At 70.2% G+C, this 18,648-nt stretch carries 23 protein-coding genes; 1 reads left to right on the forward strand and 22 read right to left on the reverse strand.

Features of this window, described 5'->3' with window-relative positions; all coding sequences use genetic code 11:
• From ACFT4A_RS17320 to rpsB, 5 genes are all read right to left on the reverse strand, one after another.
• Nucleotides 1–1,095 (reverse strand): phosphatidate cytidylyltransferase (locus ACFT4A_RS17320; protein ID WP_382830874.1); only part of this gene is annotated, 1,095 nt, incomplete at its 3' end.
• Nucleotides 1,095–1,652: a ribosome recycling factor gene (frr, locus tag ACFT4A_RS17325; protein WP_215118279.1), complete on the reverse strand. Its 558-nt coding sequence runs from the start codon at nucleotides 1,650–1,652 to the stop codon at nucleotides 1,095–1,097. The genes ACFT4A_RS17320 and frr, both read right to left, overlap by 1 nt.
• 163 nt (nucleotides 1,653–1,815) lie before the next feature.
• Complete coding sequence (pyrH, locus tag ACFT4A_RS17330; protein ID WP_382830877.1) at nucleotides 1,816–2,574, reverse strand: UMP kinase; 759 nt, start codon at nucleotides 2,572–2,574, stop codon at nucleotides 1,816–1,818.
• A 184-nt stretch (nucleotides 2,575–2,758) separates the two neighbouring features.
• Complete coding sequence (gene tsf, locus ACFT4A_RS17335) at nucleotides 2,759–3,595, reverse strand: translation elongation factor Ts (protein WP_215118280.1); 837 nt, start codon at nucleotides 3,593–3,595, stop codon at nucleotides 2,759–2,761.
• Nucleotides 3,596–3,773: 178 nt separating this feature from the next.
• Complete coding sequence (gene rpsB, locus ACFT4A_RS17340) at nucleotides 3,774–4,706, reverse strand: 30S ribosomal protein S2 (RefSeq protein ID WP_382830881.1); 933 nt, start codon at nucleotides 4,704–4,706, stop codon at nucleotides 3,774–3,776.
• A gap of 272 nt (nucleotides 4,707–4,978) precedes the next feature.
• On the opposite strand from rpsB, the gene ACFT4A_RS17345 reads away from it, so the two are divergent.
• Nucleotides 4,979–5,545 (forward strand): peptidoglycan DD-metalloendopeptidase family protein, encoded by a 567-nt coding sequence (locus ACFT4A_RS17345; protein WP_382830884.1) that lies wholly within the window; start codon nucleotides 4,979–4,981, stop codon nucleotides 5,543–5,545.
• A gap of 56 nt (nucleotides 5,546–5,601) precedes the next feature.
• On the opposite strand, the gene ACFT4A_RS17350 is transcribed toward ACFT4A_RS17345, so the two are convergent.
• The 17 genes from ACFT4A_RS17350 to ACFT4A_RS17430 form a co-directional block, all read right to left on the reverse strand.
• Nucleotides 5,602–6,159, reverse strand: a complete 558-nt coding sequence (locus ACFT4A_RS17350; RefSeq protein ID WP_382831081.1) for a TetR family transcriptional regulator — start codon at nucleotides 6,157–6,159, stop codon at nucleotides 5,602–5,604.
• Between the two features lie 93 nt (nucleotides 6,160–6,252).
• Nucleotides 6,253–7,095, reverse strand: a complete 843-nt coding sequence (whiG, locus tag ACFT4A_RS17355) for an RNA polymerase sigma factor WhiG (RefSeq protein WP_189728016.1) — start codon at nucleotides 7,093–7,095, stop codon at nucleotides 6,253–6,255.
• Nucleotides 7,096–7,366: 271 nt separating this feature from the next.
• The gene (dprA, locus tag ACFT4A_RS17360; RefSeq protein ID WP_382830887.1) at nucleotides 7,367–8,527 is read right to left on the reverse strand and encodes a DNA-processing protein DprA; all 1,161 of its coding nucleotides are present in this window, start codon (nucleotides 8,525–8,527) and stop codon (nucleotides 7,367–7,369) included.
• Nucleotides 8,524–10,149, reverse strand: a complete 1,626-nt coding sequence (locus ACFT4A_RS17365) for a YifB family Mg chelatase-like AAA ATPase (protein WP_382830889.1) — start codon at nucleotides 10,147–10,149, stop codon at nucleotides 8,524–8,526. The genes dprA and ACFT4A_RS17365 overlap by 4 nt, the downstream gene beginning before the upstream one ends.
• On the reverse strand, nucleotides 10,149–10,550 hold the full coding sequence (locus tag ACFT4A_RS17370; RefSeq protein WP_382830891.1) for a YraN family protein: 402 nt from the start codon (nucleotides 10,548–10,550) through the stop codon (nucleotides 10,149–10,151). The genes ACFT4A_RS17365 and ACFT4A_RS17370 overlap by 1 nt, the downstream gene beginning before the upstream one ends.
• A 111-nt stretch (nucleotides 10,551–10,661) precedes the next feature.
• Entirely contained in the window at nucleotides 10,662–10,970 is a 309-nt protein-coding gene (locus tag ACFT4A_RS17375; RefSeq protein ID WP_003993268.1) for a DUF2469 domain-containing protein, read from the reverse strand.
• 56 nt (nucleotides 10,971–11,026) lie between these two features.
• Entirely contained in the window at nucleotides 11,027–11,551 is a 525-nt protein-coding gene (locus ACFT4A_RS17380; protein ID WP_382830893.1) for an NUDIX hydrolase, read from the reverse strand.
• Nucleotides 11,541–12,320 (reverse strand): signal peptidase I, encoded by a 780-nt coding sequence (gene lepB / locus ACFT4A_RS17385; protein WP_382830895.1) that lies wholly within the window; start codon nucleotides 12,318–12,320, stop codon nucleotides 11,541–11,543. The genes ACFT4A_RS17380 and lepB (ACFT4A_RS17385) overlap by 11 nt, the downstream gene beginning before the upstream one ends.
• 51 nt (nucleotides 12,321–12,371) lie before the next feature.
• Nucleotides 12,372–13,334 (reverse strand): signal peptidase I, encoded by a 963-nt coding sequence (lepB, locus tag ACFT4A_RS17390; protein ID WP_382830898.1) that lies wholly within the window; start codon nucleotides 13,332–13,334, stop codon nucleotides 12,372–12,374.
• Nucleotides 13,222–14,313 carry a signal peptidase I gene (gene lepB, locus ACFT4A_RS17395; protein WP_382830901.1) on the reverse strand — a complete coding sequence of 364 codons (1,092 nt, stop codon included), beginning with the start codon at nucleotides 14,311–14,313 and terminating at the stop codon, nucleotides 13,222–13,224. The genes lepB (ACFT4A_RS17390) and lepB (ACFT4A_RS17395) overlap by 113 nt, the downstream gene beginning before the upstream one ends.
• A complete protein-coding gene (lepB, locus tag ACFT4A_RS17400; protein WP_382830904.1) occupies nucleotides 14,306–15,034 on the reverse strand; it encodes a signal peptidase I in 729 nt (242 codons plus the stop codon). Before lepB (ACFT4A_RS17400) ends, lepB (ACFT4A_RS17395) begins: the two co-directional genes overlap by 8 nt.
• 45 nt (nucleotides 15,035–15,079) lie before the next feature.
• A complete protein-coding gene (gene rplS, locus ACFT4A_RS17405) occupies nucleotides 15,080–15,430 on the reverse strand; it encodes a 50S ribosomal protein L19 (RefSeq protein ID WP_030852073.1) in 351 nt (116 codons plus the stop codon).
• Nucleotides 15,431–15,565: 135 nt separating this feature from the next.
• Nucleotides 15,566–16,399, reverse strand: coding sequence for a tRNA (guanosine(37)-N1)-methyltransferase TrmD (gene trmD / locus ACFT4A_RS17410; protein ID WP_382830906.1), 834 nt, complete (start codon nucleotides 16,397–16,399; stop codon nucleotides 15,566–15,568).
• Entirely contained in the window at nucleotides 16,399–16,941 is a 543-nt protein-coding gene (gene rimM / locus ACFT4A_RS17415) for a ribosome maturation factor RimM (RefSeq protein ID WP_382830909.1), read from the reverse strand. Before rimM ends, trmD begins: the two co-directional genes overlap by 1 nt.
• An 81-nt stretch (nucleotides 16,942–17,022) precedes the next feature.
• Nucleotides 17,023–17,262 carry an RNA-binding protein gene (locus tag ACFT4A_RS17420; RefSeq protein ID WP_115744409.1) on the reverse strand — a complete coding sequence of 80 codons (240 nt, stop codon included), beginning with the start codon at nucleotides 17,260–17,262 and terminating at the stop codon, nucleotides 17,023–17,025.
• A gap of 2 nt (nucleotides 17,263–17,264) precedes the next feature.
• The gene (gene rpsP / locus ACFT4A_RS17425; RefSeq protein ID WP_382496902.1) at nucleotides 17,265–17,684 is read right to left on the reverse strand and encodes a 30S ribosomal protein S16; all 420 of its coding nucleotides are present in this window, start codon (nucleotides 17,682–17,684) and stop codon (nucleotides 17,265–17,267) included.
• A gap of 284 nt (nucleotides 17,685–17,968) precedes the next feature.
• Complete coding sequence (locus ACFT4A_RS17430; RefSeq protein ID WP_382830912.1) at nucleotides 17,969–18,574, reverse strand: hypothetical protein; 606 nt, start codon at nucleotides 18,572–18,574, stop codon at nucleotides 17,969–17,971.
• Nucleotides 18,575–18,648 lie beyond the last annotated feature (74 nt).

Raw genomic sequence — 18,648 nt, forward strand, 5'->3', positions numbered from 1 at the left:
CCACACCACCGGAGCCGTCGGCAGCAGCGAGTCGAGCCGGTCCATGATGCCGCCGTGGCCGGGCAGCAGCGTGCCCATGTCCTTGATGCCGAGGTCCCGCTTGATCATGGACTCGCCGAGGTCGCCGAGCGTGGCGCTGACCGCGACCGCGAGGCCGAGCACCAGACCCTGCCACCAGGCACCGCCGTCGATGAGGAACTCCATGCACAGCGCGCCCGCGACCATGGCGAAGGCGACCGCGCCGAGCAGGCCCTCGCGGGTCTTGCCGGGGCTGATGCGCGGGGCGAGCTTGTTCCGGCCGAAGCGCCAGCCGACGGCGTAGGCACCGGTGTCGCTGACGACCGTGAGCAGCAGGAAGGTGAGCACCCGCTGCGGCCCGTCGTCCGCGGTCAGCATCATCGAGACGAAGGTCGCCAGGAACGGCACGTAGAACGCCGCGAAGACGCCCGCCGTGACGTCCCTCAGGTAGCCCTCGGGCGGTTCCGTCATGCGCCAGACGAGCACGGCCAGGGTGGTGAGCGCCATGGCGACCCAGGCGCCCTCGGCGCCCCGGACGTACCCGGCGACGACCATCGCGGCACCGCCGAGCGCGAGGGGGACGAGCGGCGCCCGGATGCCCTTGCGTTCGTCCAGCCGCTTGGTCAGCTCCCACAGACCGACCACGACGGCGACCGCGACGACGCCGACGAACACGGCCTTGACGACGAACAGCGACGCGACGATCACCGCGCCGAGCCCGACCCCGACCCCTATCGCGGCACTCAGGTCGCGACCCGCGCTCTTCTTCGGCGGCTTGGGTGCCGGCTGCGAGGCGTCGGGCATGGGTTCCGGATTCGTCTCGTTTCGGACCGGGGGGCCGCTCAGCCGAGCAGCCCTCCGGTCGTCATCCTGGTTGTCGCCGTGGCCGGCTACGTCAGGCACGCTGGGCATGGGGCGAGTCTGAGGCGCTTCATACGCATCGTATGCGGGACCCGCCGGGGCGGCCCCCTGGACGTACCCATGGCCAGGGCTCTGGATGTGCCCGTGGCCATGCCCTTGGTCGGTGGGCCCCCAGTACCCGGCCTGTGGCGGCGCCCCCCAGGAAGAGTCGTTCATCAGACCTCGAGCAGCTCCGCTTCCTTGTGCTTCAGGAGCTCGTCCACCTGCGCGACGTACTTCGCGGTGGTGTCGTCGAGCTCCTTCTCCGCACGGCGGCCCTCGTCCTCGCCGACCTCGCCGTCCTTGATCAGCTTGTCGATGGCCTCCTTGGCCTTGCGGCGCACGGAGCGAATCGAGATCTTCGCGTCCTCGCCCTTGCCCTTCGCGACCTTGATGTACTCGCGGCGGCGCTCCTCGGTCAGCTCGGGGAACACGACTCGGATGATGTTGCCGTCGTTGCTCGGGTTGACGCCCAGGTCGGAGTCACGGATCGCCTGCTCGATGTTACGCAGGGCCGTCTTGTCGAACGGGGTCACTACCGCCATGCGCGGCTCCGGCACGGAGAACGAAGCCAGCTGGTTGATCGGCGTCGGCGCGCCGTAGTAGTCGGCCACGATCTTGTTGAACATCGCCGGGTGCGCACGGCCGGTGCGGATCGCGGCGAAGTCCTCCTTGGCGACCACGACGGCCTTCTCCATCTTCTCCTCGGCCTCGAGGAGGGTCTCTTCGATCACCACTTGCTCCTGCGTGTCTTGAGTAGGCCCGGCTGCGGTTCCATGTGGGGCGGCGGCCGGCTGCGTCGCGTCTTCTTCCTGCACGGTTCCCGACCGGCAGGACATTGTCCATCCCCCGGCCCGGCTCCGACCCGTCCGTCCCCCGGACGGGGTGGTGCGGTCCTCAGTCCCGGCCGGCCGCGTCCCCCACGAGCGTGCCGATCTTCTCACCCTTGACGGCGCGGCCGATGTTGCCCTCCGCCAGCAGCTCGAAGACCACGATCGGGAGCTTGTTGTCGCGGCACAGCGTGACGGCCGTGGCGTCGGCGACCTTCAGGTCGCGCGTGATGACCTCGCCGTAGCCGAGGTGATCGAACTTCACCGCGTCCGGGTTGGTCTTCGGGTCGGAGTCGTAGACCCCGTCCACGCCGTTCTTGCCCATCAGCAGCGCCTCGGCGTCGATCTCCAGGGCGCGCTGTGCGGCGGTGGTGTCGGTGGAGAAGTACGGCATGCCCATACCGGCTCCGAAGATCACCACACGGCCCTTCTCCAGGTGCCGTACGGCGCGCAGCGGGATGTAGGGCTCGGCGACCTGGCCCATGGTGATGGCGGTCTGCACACGGGTTTCGACGCCCACCTTCTCCAGGAAGTCCTGGAGGGCGAGGCAGTTCATGACGGTGCCGAGCATGCCCATGTAGTCGGAGCGGGCGCGGTCCATGCCGCGCTGCTGGAGTTCGGCACCGCGGAAGAAGTTGCCGCCGCCGATGACGACCGCGACCTGCGCGCCGTCGCGTACGACGGCCGCGATCTCGCGGGCGATCTTGTGCACCACGTCGGGGTCGACGCCCAGGCCCCCGCCACCGGAGAAGGCCTCTCCGGACAGCTTCAGCAGAAACCGGCCGCGCACTTTGCCGTCGTCGCTCTTCTGGGGCTTGGTGGTCATGGGGGATTCCGCCTCTTTCACGTGTTGCACATACCAAGAAGGCCATTGCCGGTGGGGCGTGTTTCGCATCCCATGCGGCAATGGCCTCCTTGTCAGATCTGCTGTCGTCCGCCACCCATGTGACGGCGTACACGGACGACTGCTGCCGACCTTATCGGGGTCGGGCGTCGATCGCGGTACGGACTCAGATGCCGACCTTGATGCGCGAGAAGCGCTTCAGGGTGACACCGGCCTCGTCCAGAACCTTCTGGACGGACTTCTTGTTGTCCAGCGCGTAGGGCTGGCCGAGCAGCGTGGCGTCCTTGAAGAAGCCGTTGAGGCGACCCTCGACGATCTTCGGCAGGGCGGCCTCGGGCTTGCCCTCGGCGCGGGTGGTCTCCTCGGCGACGCGGCGCTCGGACTCGACGACGTCGGCCGGCACGTCCTCCTTGGAGAGGTACTTCGGCGCGAAGGCGGCGATGTGCTGGGCGACGCCCTTGGCGATCTCGGCGTTGGGCTTGTCCAGCTCGACGAGGACACCGATCTGCGGCGGCAGGTCGGGCATCGTGCGGTGCATGTACGCCGTCACGTAGCCGTCACCGAACTGCGCGAAGCGGTCCAGGACGATCTTCTCGCCCAGGTTGGCGTTGGCCTCGTCGACGAACGCCTGGACGGTCTTGCCGGCCTCGATCTCGGAGGCGAGCAGGGCCTCGAGGTCGGCCGGGGAGGTCTTGGCGACGTGCTCGGCGATGGTGGTGGCCACGGCCTGGAACTTGTCACCCTTGGCGACGAAGTCCGTCTCGCACTTCAGCTCGACGATGACACCGGAGGAGTTGTCGTCGGCGATGATCGAGACCACGGCACCGTTCTCGGCGGAACGGCCCTCGCGCTTGGCGACGCCCTTCTGGCCCTTGATGCGGAGCGCCTCGACGGCCTTCTCGACGTTGCCCTCGGCCTCGTCCAGCGCCTTCTTGCAGTCCATCATGCCGGCGCCCGTGAGCTCACGGAGCTTCTTGACGTCGGCGGCGGTGTAGTTCGCCATGAGTCTGTGAATCTTTCTCGAAGTCTGGAAGATCGAAGATCTGCGGATGCGCCCCCCATGGAGCCGGAGGGCGCTGTCTTTCCGCTGACCTACGGGTGAACGGCGGGAGCGGACTTCAACCGCGCCGAAGACGCTACTGGTTGCGGTCCCGCTCCCGCCGTCACCTCGGACTGACGGGTCAGGCCTGCTCGGCCTCGGCGGCCTTCTCGCCCTCGGCCGGCTTCTCGGCCTCGGCGGCGGGGGCGGCCTCGGCAGCCGGAGCGTCCTCGGCGGCCGGAGCAGCCTCAGTCTCGGCGGCCGGAGCGGCCTCGGCGGCGGGGGCAGCCTCGTCGGCCTTCTTCTCGCCCTCGAGCAGGTCGCGCTCCCACTCGGCCAGCGGCTCGCCCGCGGCCTTCTCGCCCTTGTCGCCGGTGGCGACGCCTGAGCGGGCGATGAGGCCCTCGGCGACGGCGTCGGCGATGACGCGGGTGAGCAGGGTGACGGAGCGGATCGCGTCGTCGTTGCCCGGGATCTTGTAGTCGACCTCGTCGGGGTCGCAGTTGGTGTCGAGGATCGCGACGACCGGAATGTTCAGCTTCCGGGCCTCACCAACGGCGATGTGCTCCTTCTTGGTGTCCACGATCCAGACGGCGCTGGGCACCTTCTGCATCTCGCGGATACCACCGAGGGTCTTCTCCAGCTTGGCCTTCTCGCGCGAGAGCACGAGAAGCTCCTTCTTGGTCAGACCGGACGCGGCGACGTCCTCGAAGTCGATCTGCTCGAGCTCCTTGAGGCGCTGCAGACGCTTGTAGACGGTCGAGAAGTTGGTGAGCATGCCGCCCAGCCAGCGCTGGTTGACGAAGGGCATGCCGACGCGGGTGGCCTGCTCGGCGATGGCCTCCTGCGCCTGCTTCTTCGTGCCGACGAACATGACCGTGCCGCCGTGGGCGACGGTCTCCTTGACGAACTCGAAGGCGCGGTCGATGTACGACAGCGACTGGAGCAGGTCGATGATGTAGATGCCGTTGCGCTCCGTGAAGATGAAGCGCTTCATCTTCGGGTTCCAACGACGGGTCTGGTGACCGAAGTGGACGCCGCTCTCCAGCAGCTCCCGCATCGTGACGACGGCCATGGCCGTATCTCCTTGAATTTCTCGGTTGTGCCGCGGATGCCGGACGGCTTCCGCGCCTGACGCCCACTGCGCGCCGTTCCACGAGGGACCGAGGGGCGCTGATACAGCCCGTTGCCGGGGTGCGTATCGGGGCGTGCGAAGTCGACCCGGTGACCCGGGTCGCCACCAGAAGTGTACGGGACCCGCGGGGTGCCGGGTGACGCCGTTGTCCACAGCCGGGCAGCGGTCCACAGCCACGCACGGTGATCGGGGCGATGCGGGACGCTCTGCGCATGCGAGCGAAGCGATGTGTGCGTGTGTGTACGCGGCTGATCCTGCTGCTGGTCCTGACCGCGGCCGTCCTGCTGTCCCCGCCGCCCCGGCTGTTCGCGGCGCCGCCCGGCCCGGACGCCACCGTCCCGGCGGTGGGGCGCGCGTGGCCCGTCGGATTACGCCCTCAGGTCCTCCGCGGCTGGGAACCCCCTGCGACGGCGTACGGCCCGGGCCACCGGGGCGTGGACCTGGCGGCAGCACCGGGAACGCCGGTACGGGCGCCGGCCGGGGGCCGGGTGTCCTTCGCGGGCCGGGTGGCCGGCAAGGGCGTCGTCTCGGTGGAACTCACCGGAACCGGCGATCCACCCTTGCGCACGACACTCGAACCGGTGACGGCGACGGTGCGGGAGGGCGAGGAGGTGGAACCCGGCGAGGTGATCGGCACGGTGGACGAGGCGGGCTCGCACTGCACGGCTCCGTGCGTGCACTGGGGCCTGCGCAGGGACGAGACCTACCTGAACCCGCTGTCGCTCCTGCCCCCGTGGCTGCTGCACAGGGGCCCGTCGAGGCTGCTGCCGGTGTACTGAGCCGCCGAGCCTGCGGGCAGTCGCGCCTTCCCCAGTGCCTCAGGCACCGACGCCCCTCAGCCCAGCACACCCCGCAGGGCCATGGACACCGCCGCCTCCGCGATGGCGTCCGGCTCCTCCGCGGCTCCCAGCTCGATCCTCCGCACGGCCGCGTCCACCACCCCCTGCAAGAGCATCGCCGCCAGCCGAGGCTGCGCATGCCCCATTTCGGCCAGCGCCTCGACGATCATCGCGACCAGCCCGCCGTGCGCCGCCCGGATCTTCTCCCGGGCCCCCGCGTCGAGCTCACTCGCGGAGATCGCGACCACGGCCCGATGCCGCCGGTCCCCGACCAGCTCGAGCTGCTGGCGCACATACGCCTCGACCTTGGCCTCGGACGTCTCCGCCCGCTCCATCGCCGCCGACACTTCCGCCGCCCAGACCGGGAAGTCGACCTCGCACAGCTCCTCGACCACGGCCGCCCGTGACCGGAAGTACTCGTAGACGGACGATCGCGCGAGGCCCGTCCGCTCGGCGAGGGCCGGGAAGGTCAGCGCCTCCGTACCGCCCTCGGACAACAAGGAACGAGCCGCGTCCAGCAGGGCGGCTCGCTGCATCGACCGGTGCTCGGCCACGGAGGCCGCTCGAATCCTTGGCACGTCAACACTCTACGGACGCGTCACGCCCGACGGGAGTGGCTCACGCCGACTCGTCGGCATCCGACCAGGTCAGCGGCCGAAGCTCGCCAGTTTCGCTCTGAGCTGGAGCACGGACTTGGTGTGGATCTGGCTGACCCGGCTCTCGGTCACGCCCAGCACGTTCCCGATCTCGGCCAGGGTGAGCCCCTCGTAGTAGTACAGCGTGACCACGGTCTTCTCCCGCTCGGGCAGCGTGTTGATCGCCCGTGCCAGGAACCTCCGCAGCTCCCGGTCCTCGGCGACCTCCACGGGGTTGTCGGCGGCGGTGTCCTCCAGCGTGTCCATCACGCTCAGCCCGTCGCCGCCCTCGCCCCCGCCGTGCAGCAGCTCCTCCAGGGCCACCACGTTGGCCAGCGACAACTGACTGAACACCGCGTGGAGTTCCTCCACAGCGATACCCAGCTCGCCGGCCACCTCGCCCTCCGTCGGCGTCCGCCGCAGCCGCGCCTCCAGCGTGGCGTAGGCCCGTTCCACGTTGCGCGCCTTCTGCCGCACCGAGCGGGGGATCCAGTCCAGCGCCCGCAGCTCGTCGATCATCGCGCCCCGGATCCGGGTGATCGCGTACGTCTCGAACTTGATCTCCCGGTCGACGTCGAACTTCTCGATCGCGTCGATCAGCCCGAACACTCCGGACGAGACGAAGTCCGCCTGCTCCACGTTGGACGGCAGACCCACACTGACCCGTCCAGCGACGTACTTCACGAGCGGCGAGTAGTGCAGGATCAGCTGCTCCCGCAGCCGCTCGTCCCCCGTCGCCTTGTAGGACCGCCACAGCTCGTCGAGCGTCGAGGGAGCGGGCGGCCGTACGCTGCCACCGTCACGGGCGGCTGGGGGGATCGCCGCCCGGTCGGACCCGGAGGTGTGCTGGGGCATTCGTCGCCTTGTGCCGTTCTGCTGCGCAGTGGTGCTGCTGGGGTGAGCTGTCTGACTGATGTCGAGTGGCCTGTCCGTGTCGGAATCCTCGTGAGCGTAGCGTGACTGCGGTGTCGCGGTGTGCGAAGGACGGAGGTCAACGGAGACGCGAACGCGTTCCGGAGGCGTCCCGGCGGAGCGCCGCGGTCGCTCAGTGTGATCACCGGAGGAGCCCAACTGGGCGCATTTCCAAGGGGTGTCGAGGTTCCCCCGGACGGCCGAACACGCGCGGTCAGCAGGGTCCGGGAGCACCGCGGACCGACATCACCGCCTGGCGTGTCAACTTCCAGCCATCGCCGTGTCGTTCGACGTAACCGAGTGCCCGGAGTTCGTACAGTCTCGCGATCGCGTCCTCCTGTGCGGTCTGCGCTCGGCGCGCGATCTCGTCCGGCTGGGCGGCCCTGCCGCCCGGCAGGGCGGCGAGCACCTGCCGGGTGACGGGTTCCAGCAGATCCCGCGGCAGGACGGGGCCGCGCCGGTCGGGGGCCAGTTGCCCGATGTCGCCGACCAGTTCGACGACATCCGCGGCGTCGGTGACCAGAACCGCCTCGCCGCGCAGCAGTTCGTGCACTCCGGCGGAGAGTCCGCTGGTGGCCGGGCCCGGTACCCCCATCGTGTGACGGCCGAGGCGCTGTGCCGCCCGCGCCGTGACCAGGGAGCCGCTGCGGTGGGCGGCCTCGACGACCACGGTGCCGCGGGTGAGTGCCGCGATGACGCGGTTGCGGAGGATGAACCGGCTCGGCGTCGGGTGATCGCCGGGTGGCAACTCGCCTACGACCAGGCCCTGTTCAGCGATTCTGCCGATCAGCTGGGTGTGTCCGCGCGGGTAGGGACGGTCGACGCCGCAGGCGAGGACGGCGACGGTGGCGCCGCCCGCGCCGAGGGCGCCGCGGTGGGCGGCGCCGTCGACTCCATAGGCACCGCCGGACACCACGACCCAGCCCTGCTCGGCGAGGCCGGCGGCGAGGGTGGCCGCCATGTGCGCCCCGTACTCGGTGCAGGCCCGGGCGCCGACGACGGCCACGGACTTCAGCGCCCACATCCGCAGACTGGCCCTCCCCCGCACCCACAGTCCCAGGGGCCGGGCATCCCCGAGATCGTCGAGCTGCCCGGGCCACTCCGGGTGCCCGGGGCACACGAACCGCACCCCGGCCTCCCGGGCGACGGCGAGGTCCTCAGTTGGCCGTGCCGTCTCGGCCCTGGCCAGCAGTCCCGCCCACCGCTTGCCGCTGACGCCGGGCAGGGGCAGCCCGCCCTCCGCCAGCCTCCGCGCCACTTCCCCGACCCCGACCTCCCGCACCCACCGCCCAACGACCTCGTCCCCGGGCTCGAGGACCCGGGTGAGAAACACCCGGGCGAGCAGCTGGTCCTCCGGTTCGTCGACGACACTCACGTCAGCGCCCCGAGGGCCATGGGCACGCCCCGTGGCACACCGGTGCGCAGCTGGAGCGCGAGGGCGACGTCCGTGGCGTCGGGCCGGTCGTGGCCGACGAGGTCGCCGACCGTCCAGGCCACCCGCAGGACACGGTCCAGTCCACGGGCGGTCAGGACACCCCGCTCCAGGTTCCGCTCGGCCTCGTCCATCGCGCCGGGCACCGCGTACCAGCGGCTGCGCAGCTCACGGCCGGGTACCTCGCTGTTGGTGCGCCAGGGAGTGCCGGCGAGGCGCTCCGAAGCCCGTTCCCGGGCCGCCCGGACCCGGTCGGCGACCGTCGCCGTGGACTCACCCCGCGCGCCGACGGCGGTCAGCTCGGTGCGGGTGACGCGGTCCACCTCGACGCGCAGATCGACCCGGTCGAGCAGCGGTCCGGAGAGCCTGGCCTGGTAGCGGCGGATCGCCGAGGGCGGACATTCGCACAGGTCGTCCCGCTGCGAGAACCGGCCGCACGGGCAGGGGTTGGCCGCGAGCACCATGAGGAACTTCGCCGGGAAGCGCACCACTCCCGCACTGCGCGCGATCACGACATGCCCCGCCTCCAGCGGCTGACGCAGGGCGTCCAGGGCCTGGCTGTTGAACTCGGGCGTCTCGTCCAGGAAGAGCACACCCCGGTGGGACATCGACACCGCGCCGGGCCGCGCAATGCCCGGGCCGCCGCCGACGAGTGCCTGCATCGTGGCCGAGTGGTGCGGGGCGCAGTAGGGGGCGACGTCGATCAGCGGCTTGCCCGGGGGCAGCAGGCCCGCCACCGAGTGGACCGCTGTGACCTCCAGCGACTCCTGCCGGCCGAGCAGGGGCAGGATGGTCGGCAGCCGCTCCGCGAGCATCGTCTTGCCCGCGCCGGGAGGCCCTTCGAGGAAGAGGTGGTGCCCGCCCGCCGCGGCCACCTCCACCGCAGTGCGCGCCGAGGTCTGGCCGACGACGTCCGCGAGGTCGTGGGCGTGGTCGTGCTGGGCCGCTCCGACGCTGTGCATGCCCGTGGCCGCGCCCGTACCGGGCACGCGAAGGCCGGCGAGGAGCGGGTCCGGGCGACCCTGCTCGTCCGGCTCCTCGTCGGGCACGGGTTCGTCGGCCAGGATGGCGATCAGCTGCCGCAGGCTCCTGACGCCCAGTACCGACACCCCTGGCACCAGGGAGGCCTCGGCGGCGGCGCACTCCGGCACCACCACCTGCTCATACCCCGCGTCCGCCGCCGCCAGCACCGCCGGCAGCACGCCGCGGACCGGCCGCACCCGGCCGTCCAGCCCCAGTTCCCCGATCATCACGATGTCGGCGAGAACCCGGGGATCGATGCGCTCCGCCGCGCCGAGGACCGCCGCGGCGACGGCCAGGTCGAAGCCGCTGCCGGACTTCGGTACGGAGGCCGGGCTCAGACCCACCGTGAGTTTCTTCTGCGGCCAGGCCGCGCCCGAGTTGACGACCGCGGCGCGCACCCGGTCCCGGCTCTCCGTCAGGCTCTTGTCGGGCAGTCCCACCAGCGTGAACGCCGCGACACCCGGTTCGAGATCGGCCTGGACCTCGACGACCACACCCTCGACGCCCACCAGCGCCACCGAACACGTACGGGCGAATCCCATCAGGCCACCCCCCGCACATGCTCGACCACGGCCGCGCCGCGGTTCGGAAGGAGCACGCCGACCACGTCGATGCGGACCCCGCCGGGTGGTGCGCCCCCGTGGGACTGGATCCACCGATCGGCGAGATCCCGCAGCCGCTCCGCCTTCTGCGGGGTCACGGCCGCCATCGGATGCTCGAAGGGACCCTCCCTGCGGGTTTTCACCTCGCAGACGACCAGGACGTCACCGTCCCTGGCCACGATGTCGATCTCACCCGTCCGGCCGGAGCGCCAGTTGCGCTCCACGACCGTCAGACCGGCCTCGGCCAGCCGCCGCGCGGCCAGGCTCTCGCCGTACTTGCCCATGGCGCTGCGCGCCAGATGTGCGTTCATGTCGGCACCACCTCCGGCGCCAACGATCACGCACCCGCCACCAAGAAGTGGATCTTGGTGGACGGCTCAGCGGGTGTGGAAAACTCCCTCACCCACCTGGGTGAACGTCACTGAACGTCACCCGCTCCGTCACGTACTCCGTCACCCGCTCGGCAGCTCGAGATCGCTCTTGTTCAGCTCCTCGATGTTCACGTCCTTGAACGTGAGCACCCGAACCTGCTTCACGAACCGCGCCGGCCGGTACATGTCCCACACCCAGGCATCCGCCATGGACACCTCGAAGAACACCTCGCCCTGAACCGAGTGCACCTGCATCTCGTAGTCGTTGGTCAGGTAGAAACGCCGCTCGGTCTCGATCACGTATTTGAACAGACCGACGACATCGCGGTACTCCCGGTAGAGCTTCAGCTCCATCTCGGTCTCGTACTTCTCGAGGTCCTCGGCGCTCATGGCATGTTCCCCTTCAGCCGTGCGATCCCACCATTGTGCGCCAGTCCTGTGAGCCTCTAGACGATTTCCGGGTCAAGGATCACGGGCCTGGCCGGGGGACCTTCGTCGAGCAGCGTACGCAGCAGCCCGGCGAGTCTGGTCGGATACACCGTCTCATGTGCCCGGGTCAGTTCCCGACACGTCCACCAGCGCGCTCCGGCGACACTGCGCCGCTCCAGCTCGGTCAGTCCGGCGGCGGCGATCTCCGTACGGTCCGTACGAGCCAGGTAGTACCACTCGTCCTGGTCCCAGCGGCGGCCCGCGAACGGGAACGAGCACTTCCGCCGCCACAGCACCGGGCCGAGCTCGACCTCGGTGATGCCCGTCTCCTCGATGAGTTCCCTCAGCGCGGCCTGTTCACGGGTCTCGTCGCCCTCCACTCCGCCGCCGGGGGTGAACCACCAGTCGTCGGCCGGATCGTCCGGCTCGTGCCCGTGCAGCAGCAGGATGCGGTCCTGCGGGTCGAGCAGCACGACCCGGGCGACCCTGCGCAGCCCGCCCTCCGAGGAACCCCTGCCCTCCCCCGCGGCCTCAGCGGACACCCGCGGGCTCCGCGCTCGACCGCCGGGCACGGGCCGCCCCGGCAAGCTTGGCGATCGGGCCGTAGGCGCCCCCGCCCATGACGAGCACGGCGCCGGCGATCACCGCGGCGATGATCGTCCCCAGCGGTCCGGGCGAGGAGAGGCCGCCGAGCGCCTCGAAGCCGGTCGGGCGCTCCAGCATGCCCTTCATCGGGTACACGACGGAGTCGACGCGGGCGTCGACGGCGGAGCGCGCCACCGTGCCACTGGCGGCGTCGGTCAGGTGGGCGGTGGAGTCCACGGAGCTGCCGCGCTCGTCACCGAGCAGGAACAGCCGCCCCTCGGGGACGGTCACGGTGGGGAAGTTGGTGATCTCGGCCGGCGTGCCCTTGGGCAGGTAGGGCTCGTCGATCTCCTTGCCGTTGACCTTGAGCTTGCCGTCCTGGCAGCAGGAGACCGTGTCGCCGCCGATGGCGACCACACGCTTGACCATCGGCGCGTTGGCCCAGGTCGCGTCCTTGAAGACGACGACATCGCCCCGGCGGACCTCATCACCGTCGACGCGCTGCGCGAGGATCCGGTCGCCCGCGTCGATCGTCGGTGTCATCGAACTGGTGGGCACGGTGTACGGCCGGTAGACCACCGCTCCCCAGGCGAACCCTCCGAGGAAAAGCACGAGGCCCAGCGCGACGGCCAGCCCGGACAACCGCTGTCCGGTCCGGCTGCCCACCGGGCCCGTACCTGTGCCACCGCTGCGCGGGGCCGTGTGCGTCATGCTCTCGCCACCCATGGGTCCGCACCCTACCCGGGGGTACCAGCGGGGGTCAGCCCGCCGTCGGAATCACCGCTTCCGGCGCCACCACAGCACCACGGGCACCGCACCGGCGAGCGCCAGACCCTGCGGTGCCACCGCCCAGCCCGCCGCGGCCGGCTGGGCGTTCAGGCCGGACTGGTCGAAGGTGTCCGGCACCGGCAGGTTGTCCCAGCGGTTGATCGGCCAGGCGATGACGACGGCCCGTCCTACGACCTCCTTCACCGGGACCATGCCCTTGTGCCGGTCCGCCTGGTTGTAGCGGGAGTCCCGGGAGTTCTGCCGATGGTCGCCCATGACCCAGATGTAGCCCTCGGGGACCTTCACCTTGAACTGGCCGCCCTGGTCGTCGACGCTGCACGGCGTGTTGCCCGGGTAGACGTACGACCGATCGTCCAGCGCCTTGCCGTTGACCGTCACCGGCCCCGTGCCCTTGCACTCGATCGTGTCGCCGCCGACGCCGATGACGCGCTTGATGAGGTCCTTCTCCTCCGCGGACGGCATGAGGCCGATCCAGCTGAGGAACGTCTGCAGCGCGTTCGGGTCCGTGGTCGGCTCGCCCGCCAGCCAGTTGTCGGGGTCGTGGAAGACGACGACCTCGCCGCGCTCGGGCTCGGAGCCGAACCAGGGGGTGAGCTTGTCGACCAGGACCCGGTCGCCCTGCTGGAGCGTGTTCTGCATCGAGTCGGAGGGGATGGAGAACGCCTGCACCAGGAAGGTCTTGATCAGCAGCGCCAGCACCAGCGCGATGCCGATCAGGATGGGCAGCTCCTTCCAGAAGGAGCGCGCCTTCCTCGGTGTCCGGTTCGTACCGCCCGGCCCCTCGTTCTCCGCTGTGGTGTGCTTGCCTGTCACCCTGTCGTCCTCGGCTGCCCCGGAGTCATTCCCGGAGGTCACGGCGCTGTCCGCGGCCGGGACGGCGGATTCCGCGGGGCGCCCGCGATGCTCCTCGCCGTCGTGTCCCGACCGTGCGCCGACCGCCACATCCCCCACGCCAACTCCTCACTCTGTGCCGCCGCCTGCCCCATACACGACGCAGGCCCACCACTCCCATAACGAGCGGGAGTTCCGCAGGGGTCGGGAGCTGGATCGTTCCGTTCGAATCGTCGGAGGCAACCCTATGCGACAGCGGGTCGGCAGCGGTCGACCCGGTGGCCGAGTCGGACACGGAGGCGTACGTGGTCGGTTCCTCCAGCATGTTCCAGTGGCCGAACGGCCAGGCGATGACCATGGCGCGGCCCACGACCTCGTCCTCGGAGACCGTGCCCCCGTAGTCGGTGTCCTGGTGGGCGCGGGAGTCCGCGGAGTTGTTCCGGTGGTCGCCCATCACCCAGTACCGCCCCTGCGGGACCGTGATCTCGAACGGCGTGTCGGACGGGGCGTTGCCGGGGTACAGGTAGTCCTCGTTCAGCGGGATGCCGTTGACGGTCACGCGCCCTTGGGTGTCGCAGCACTTGACCTTGTCGCCGCCGACGCCGACGACCCGCTTGATGAGGTCCTTCTCGTCCTCGGACGGCAGCAGGCCGATGAAGGTGAGCCCTTCCTTGACCTGCTTGATGACGACGGGGTCTTCCTTCGGGGTGGCGGTCTGGTCGTCCTGGAGCCAGCCGCCGGGGTCCTTGAAGACGACGACGTCCCCGCGCTGCGGCTCGGAGCCGAACCACGGGGTGAGCTTGTCGACCAGGACACGGTCGCCGATCTGGATCGTCTGCTCCATGGAGCCCGACGGGATGACGAAGGCCTGGACGAGGAAGGTCTTCAGCACGAGGGCTATGAGGACGGCGACGCCGACGAGGAGCGGTATCTCCTTGACGGCACCGCGCCTGCGGCGCCGCTTGACCTTGCGCTGGAGTTTGCGCCGCTCGGCGCGCGTACGTCCGCCGGACGGGCTGGCGGCGCGCCGGGCGCCGGTGGGCAGCAGATTTTCCGCGGCGCTCGTGGCGACGCCGCGCGGCTTGCCGCGGTTACCCATGGGCGCCCGCCCTTCCGGCGGCGGGAGCGGGCACGCGCGCGTAGGCGTCCGGGCGCTGGAGCCGGGTGGCGTGGCCGAAGGGCCAAACGATCCAGTCGGCGCGGCCGATCACGTCGTCGACGGGGATCATGCCGCCGCCCGGGGAGCCGAGGTGGTCGCGGGAGTCGCTGGAGTCGCCGCGGTGGTCGCCGAGCACGAAGAGGGTGCCGTCGGGCACCACGACGTCGAAGGGAACCTCGGAGGGGCTGTCTCCGGGGTACAGGAAGCCCGACTCGTCGACCGGCCGGCCGTTCACCTGGATCCTCCCCTTCTTGTCGCAGCAGACCACGCGGTCCGCCCCCACACCGACAACGCGCTTGATGTAGTCCGCGTGCCCGAAGTACCCCGTCCCGTCGAACACGACGATGTCTCCCCGCTGCGGCTGGGCATCGAAACGGTACGCCAACTTATTTACGAGAACCCGGTCCCCGATCCTCAATCCCGGCTCCATGGATCCGCTGGGGATCTGGAACGGCCGCAGCACGAACGTGCTGAGCAGCAGCAGGAAAAGCAGGCAGGTCAGCAGGGTCAGGGTGATCCGGCCGCCCGGGACCCATGCGCTGACACGCGACACCAACGCGAAACGCGACCGTCCCTCCGGCCCTCCTGGGTCCGAGGTCTCCTCGGAGTCGGAAGGGCGGGAGGAGCGGTCGCGCTCCGTCGGCTGTGCTTCGGTGTCCATCGGAGCCAGATGCTATCCGGCCCCGACGTGAACCCCGGAGAGCGCTCAGTTCTCGCGCTTCTCCTTGATCTTCGCGGCCTTGCCGCGCAGCTCGCGCAGGTAGTACAGCTTGGCGCGGCGGACGTCACCCTTGGTGACGAGCTCGATCTTCTCGACGATCGGGGTGTGCACCGGGAAGGTGCGCTCGACGCCGACGGAGAAGGAGACCTTGCGGACCGTGAAGGTCTCGCGCACGCCGGAGCCCTGGCGGCGGATCACAACGCCCTTGAACTGCTGCACACGGGAGCGGTTGCCCTCGATGACGCGCACGTGGACGTTGACGGTGTCACCCGGGCGGAAGGCGGGGACGTCGCTGCGCAGCGACGCGGAGTCGACGGTGTCGAGCAGGTGAGACATTTCGTCTGCTTTCTTCGCTGATGCCACAGGTCATCAACGGAAACTAGGTGTTTCGGATCTGGGCTGTACGCGTCGGAACGGGCGTCATCTCCCCCTGTGGCAGGGGCGCACGCCGGACGGACGCACAACAGCGAGCTATTCTTCCACGCCGTCGGTCCTGCGCCAAAATCGGCCGTACGGCTCCCCCGCCGGGTCCGGTGACCAGCCCAGGATGGAGAGCATCTCGCGGTCCTTCTTGTCGAAGGCCTTGGGGTCGCACCGCTCGATGAGGTCGGGCCGGTGCGCGGTCGTACGCTTCAGTGCCTCGTCCCGGCGCCAGCGCGCGATCTTCCCGTGGTGGCCGCTGAGCAGCACGTCGGGGATGTCCCGGCCGCGCCACTCGGGCGGCTTGGTGTAGACGGGCCCCTCCAGCAGGCTCGCCATGGCGCCGGGCGCGAAGGAGTCGTCCCGGTGGGACTCGGCGTTGCCCAGGACGCCCGGGAGCAGCCGTGCCACGGCCTCCGTGACGACGAGGACGGCCGCCTCGCCGCCGGCCAGGACGTAGTCGCCGATGGACACCTCGTACACCGGCATCCGGGTCGCGTACTCGTCGACGACCCGCCGGTCGATGCCCTCGTAGCGGGCCGGCGTGAAGATCAGCCAGGGGCGCTCGGAGAGCTGGACGGCCAGTTCCTGGGTGAAGGGGCGTCCGCTGGGCGTGGGCACGATGAGGGCGGGCTCGTGGGAGCCGGTCTCGTAGCCGTCGGCCAGGACGGAGTCGAGCGCGTCCCCCCAGGGCTCGGTCTTCATGACCATGCCGGGGCCGCCGCCGTAGGGCGTGTCGTCGACGGTGTTGTGGCGGTCGTAGGTCCAGGAACGCAGGTCGTGCACCTGGACGTCGAGCTGACCGCGCGCGCGTGCCTTGCCGACGAGGGAGACGTTCAGCGGTTCCAGGTACTCGGGGAAGATCGTGACGACGTCGAGGCGCATTACGACTCGTCCCGGCTGGACGCGATCTCGGCGCGGTCGTCGATCAGGCCCGGCGGCGGGGTGATGACGGCCTTCTGCTCCTCGAGGTCGATCTCGGCGACGATCTCCTCGACGAAGGGGATCAGCACCTCGCTGCCGTCGGGGCGCTCCACGATGAACAGGTCCTGGGAGGGCAGGTGCGAGATCTCCGTGATCCGGCCGACCTCCGTGCCGTCCGCGGTGACCACGTCGAGGTCGATGAGCTGGTGGTCGTAGTACTCGTCCTCGCCCTCGGGCAGTTCCTCCGGGTCGATCTCGGCGATCAGGAGGGTGTTGCGCAGGGCTTCGGCGCCGGTGCGGTCGCTGACGCCCGCGAAGCGCAGCAGGAGACGGCCGCTGTGGACGCGGCCCGTCTCGATGGTGAGCGGTCCCGTGGTGGCGGGATCGGTGGCGAGTACGGCGCCGGGCGCGAGCCTGAGCTCCGGCTCGTCGGTACGGACCTCGACGGTGACCTCGCCCTTGATGCCATGGGCACGGCCGATCCGTGCGACTACCAGCTGCACGTGTCCAACTCTCCTGTCATACGACTGCGGGCCGGGGACGGCCCTCAGGCCCTCCCCGGCCCGAGCCGGTTGCGATAAGCGTCAGCGGACGTGGTCCACGTCGACGAGGTCGACGCGGACACCGCGACCGCCGATGGCGCCCACGACGGTACGCAGGGCGCGTGCGGTGCGGCCGTTGCGGCCGATCACCTTACCGAGGTCGTCCGGGTGCACCCGGACCTCGAGCACTTGCCCGCGGCGCAGGTTGCGCGAGGCGACCTGCACATCGTCAGGGTTGTCGACGATGCCCTTCACGAGGTGCTCGAGAGCCTCCTCGAGCATGCTCAGGCCTCGGTCGACGCGGACTCGGCGGCCGCCTCGTCCTTCTTCTCAGCCTTCTTCTTCTGGGTGATGGCCTCACCCTTGCCCTCGTCGTCGCCACCGAGGGCCTCGAACGACGGGCGGGCCGACTTCTCGGCGGCCTGCAGCAGCGGAGCCGGGGCGGGCTCGCCCTTGTACTTCTGCCAGTCGCCGGTCTTCTTGAGGATGGCGAGCACGGGCTCGGTCGGCTGCGCGCCGACACCCAGCCAGTACGCCACACGCTCGGCGTCGACCTCGATCACCGACGGGTTGTACGTCGGGTGGTACTTGCCGATCTCCTCGATGGCCCGGCCGTCACGGCGGGTACGGGAGTCGGCGACGACGATGCGGTAGTGAGGCGAACGGATCTTGCCCAGACGCTTCAGCTTGATCTTGACTGCCACGGGAGTGGATTCTCCTGGTTTTGACGTGGTTGGGCACGGCGAGACTGCCGCGTGGGGTTGCGGTACCCGAGTGCCCGATGGACGCGTCAGCCGGAGGAGAGAGGGGTCCTGTGCGACTGTCGAGTACAGCTAGCCATTGTGCCACACCCTGCCGGGCGGCCTTGCCGGGGGTGTGCCGCTCCACGGGCATGCCGGGCCGGCACCCGGCGCGGAGGTGAGGTCCGTCGGGTGCACACCCCGGCAGCGCGTCTCGACCGGCAGCCACGAGATGCCGGTTGCCGACGTCAGCCCACCGCTCCCGCTCCCACGACGTCCGGGATACGGAACGGCTTGCCGCAGCCGCCGCAGACGATCGGCGCCTGGGCGAGTACGGACGGGACCACGCGCACGTTGCGGCCGCAGTCGCAGACCGCCTTGACGCGCACGCCGCCGCCGGAGGAGCCGTGGCGTGCGGCCGGGCCCCGGAAGGTGCGGGAGGTGTCGGAGGAGGTCGCGGCCGTATGGGCCTTCAGGGCGCGCTGGAGGCGCTCCATCGTCGGGCGGTAGCGGCGCTTCGCCTCGGGGGTGAGCGTGACCAGGGAGAAACCGCTGCTGGGATGCGGTTCCTCGGGGTGGTCCAGGCCCAGCTCCTCGGCGATCGCGAGGAATCTGCGGTTGTGGTAGCGGCCGGCACGGGAGGTGTCGCGGACGCCGCGCGAGGCGGCGATGCCATGGACTGCCTCATGGAGCAGTCGCTCGAAGGAGAGCTCGTGACCGCACGCGGACGACGACTCCCCGATCAGGGACTCTGGCGCGGCAAGGTCGGGCAGCTCGGGGTGGTACCGCTGAATATCGGCCCACGCCTGTGCCAGCTCTGCGGCGAGAACAGGTGGTGTCTGTGTCGTGCTCACGTAATGACAACGAGCCGGGGTGCCACAGTGTTCCGATTCCGGGCCATCCCAAATAATTTGCACGTACCCGTCAG

Source organism: Streptomyces sp. NPDC057099 (assembly GCF_042671245.1).
Classification (GTDB): domain Bacteria; phylum Actinomycetota; class Actinomycetes; order Streptomycetales; family Streptomycetaceae; genus Streptomyces; species Streptomyces purpurascens.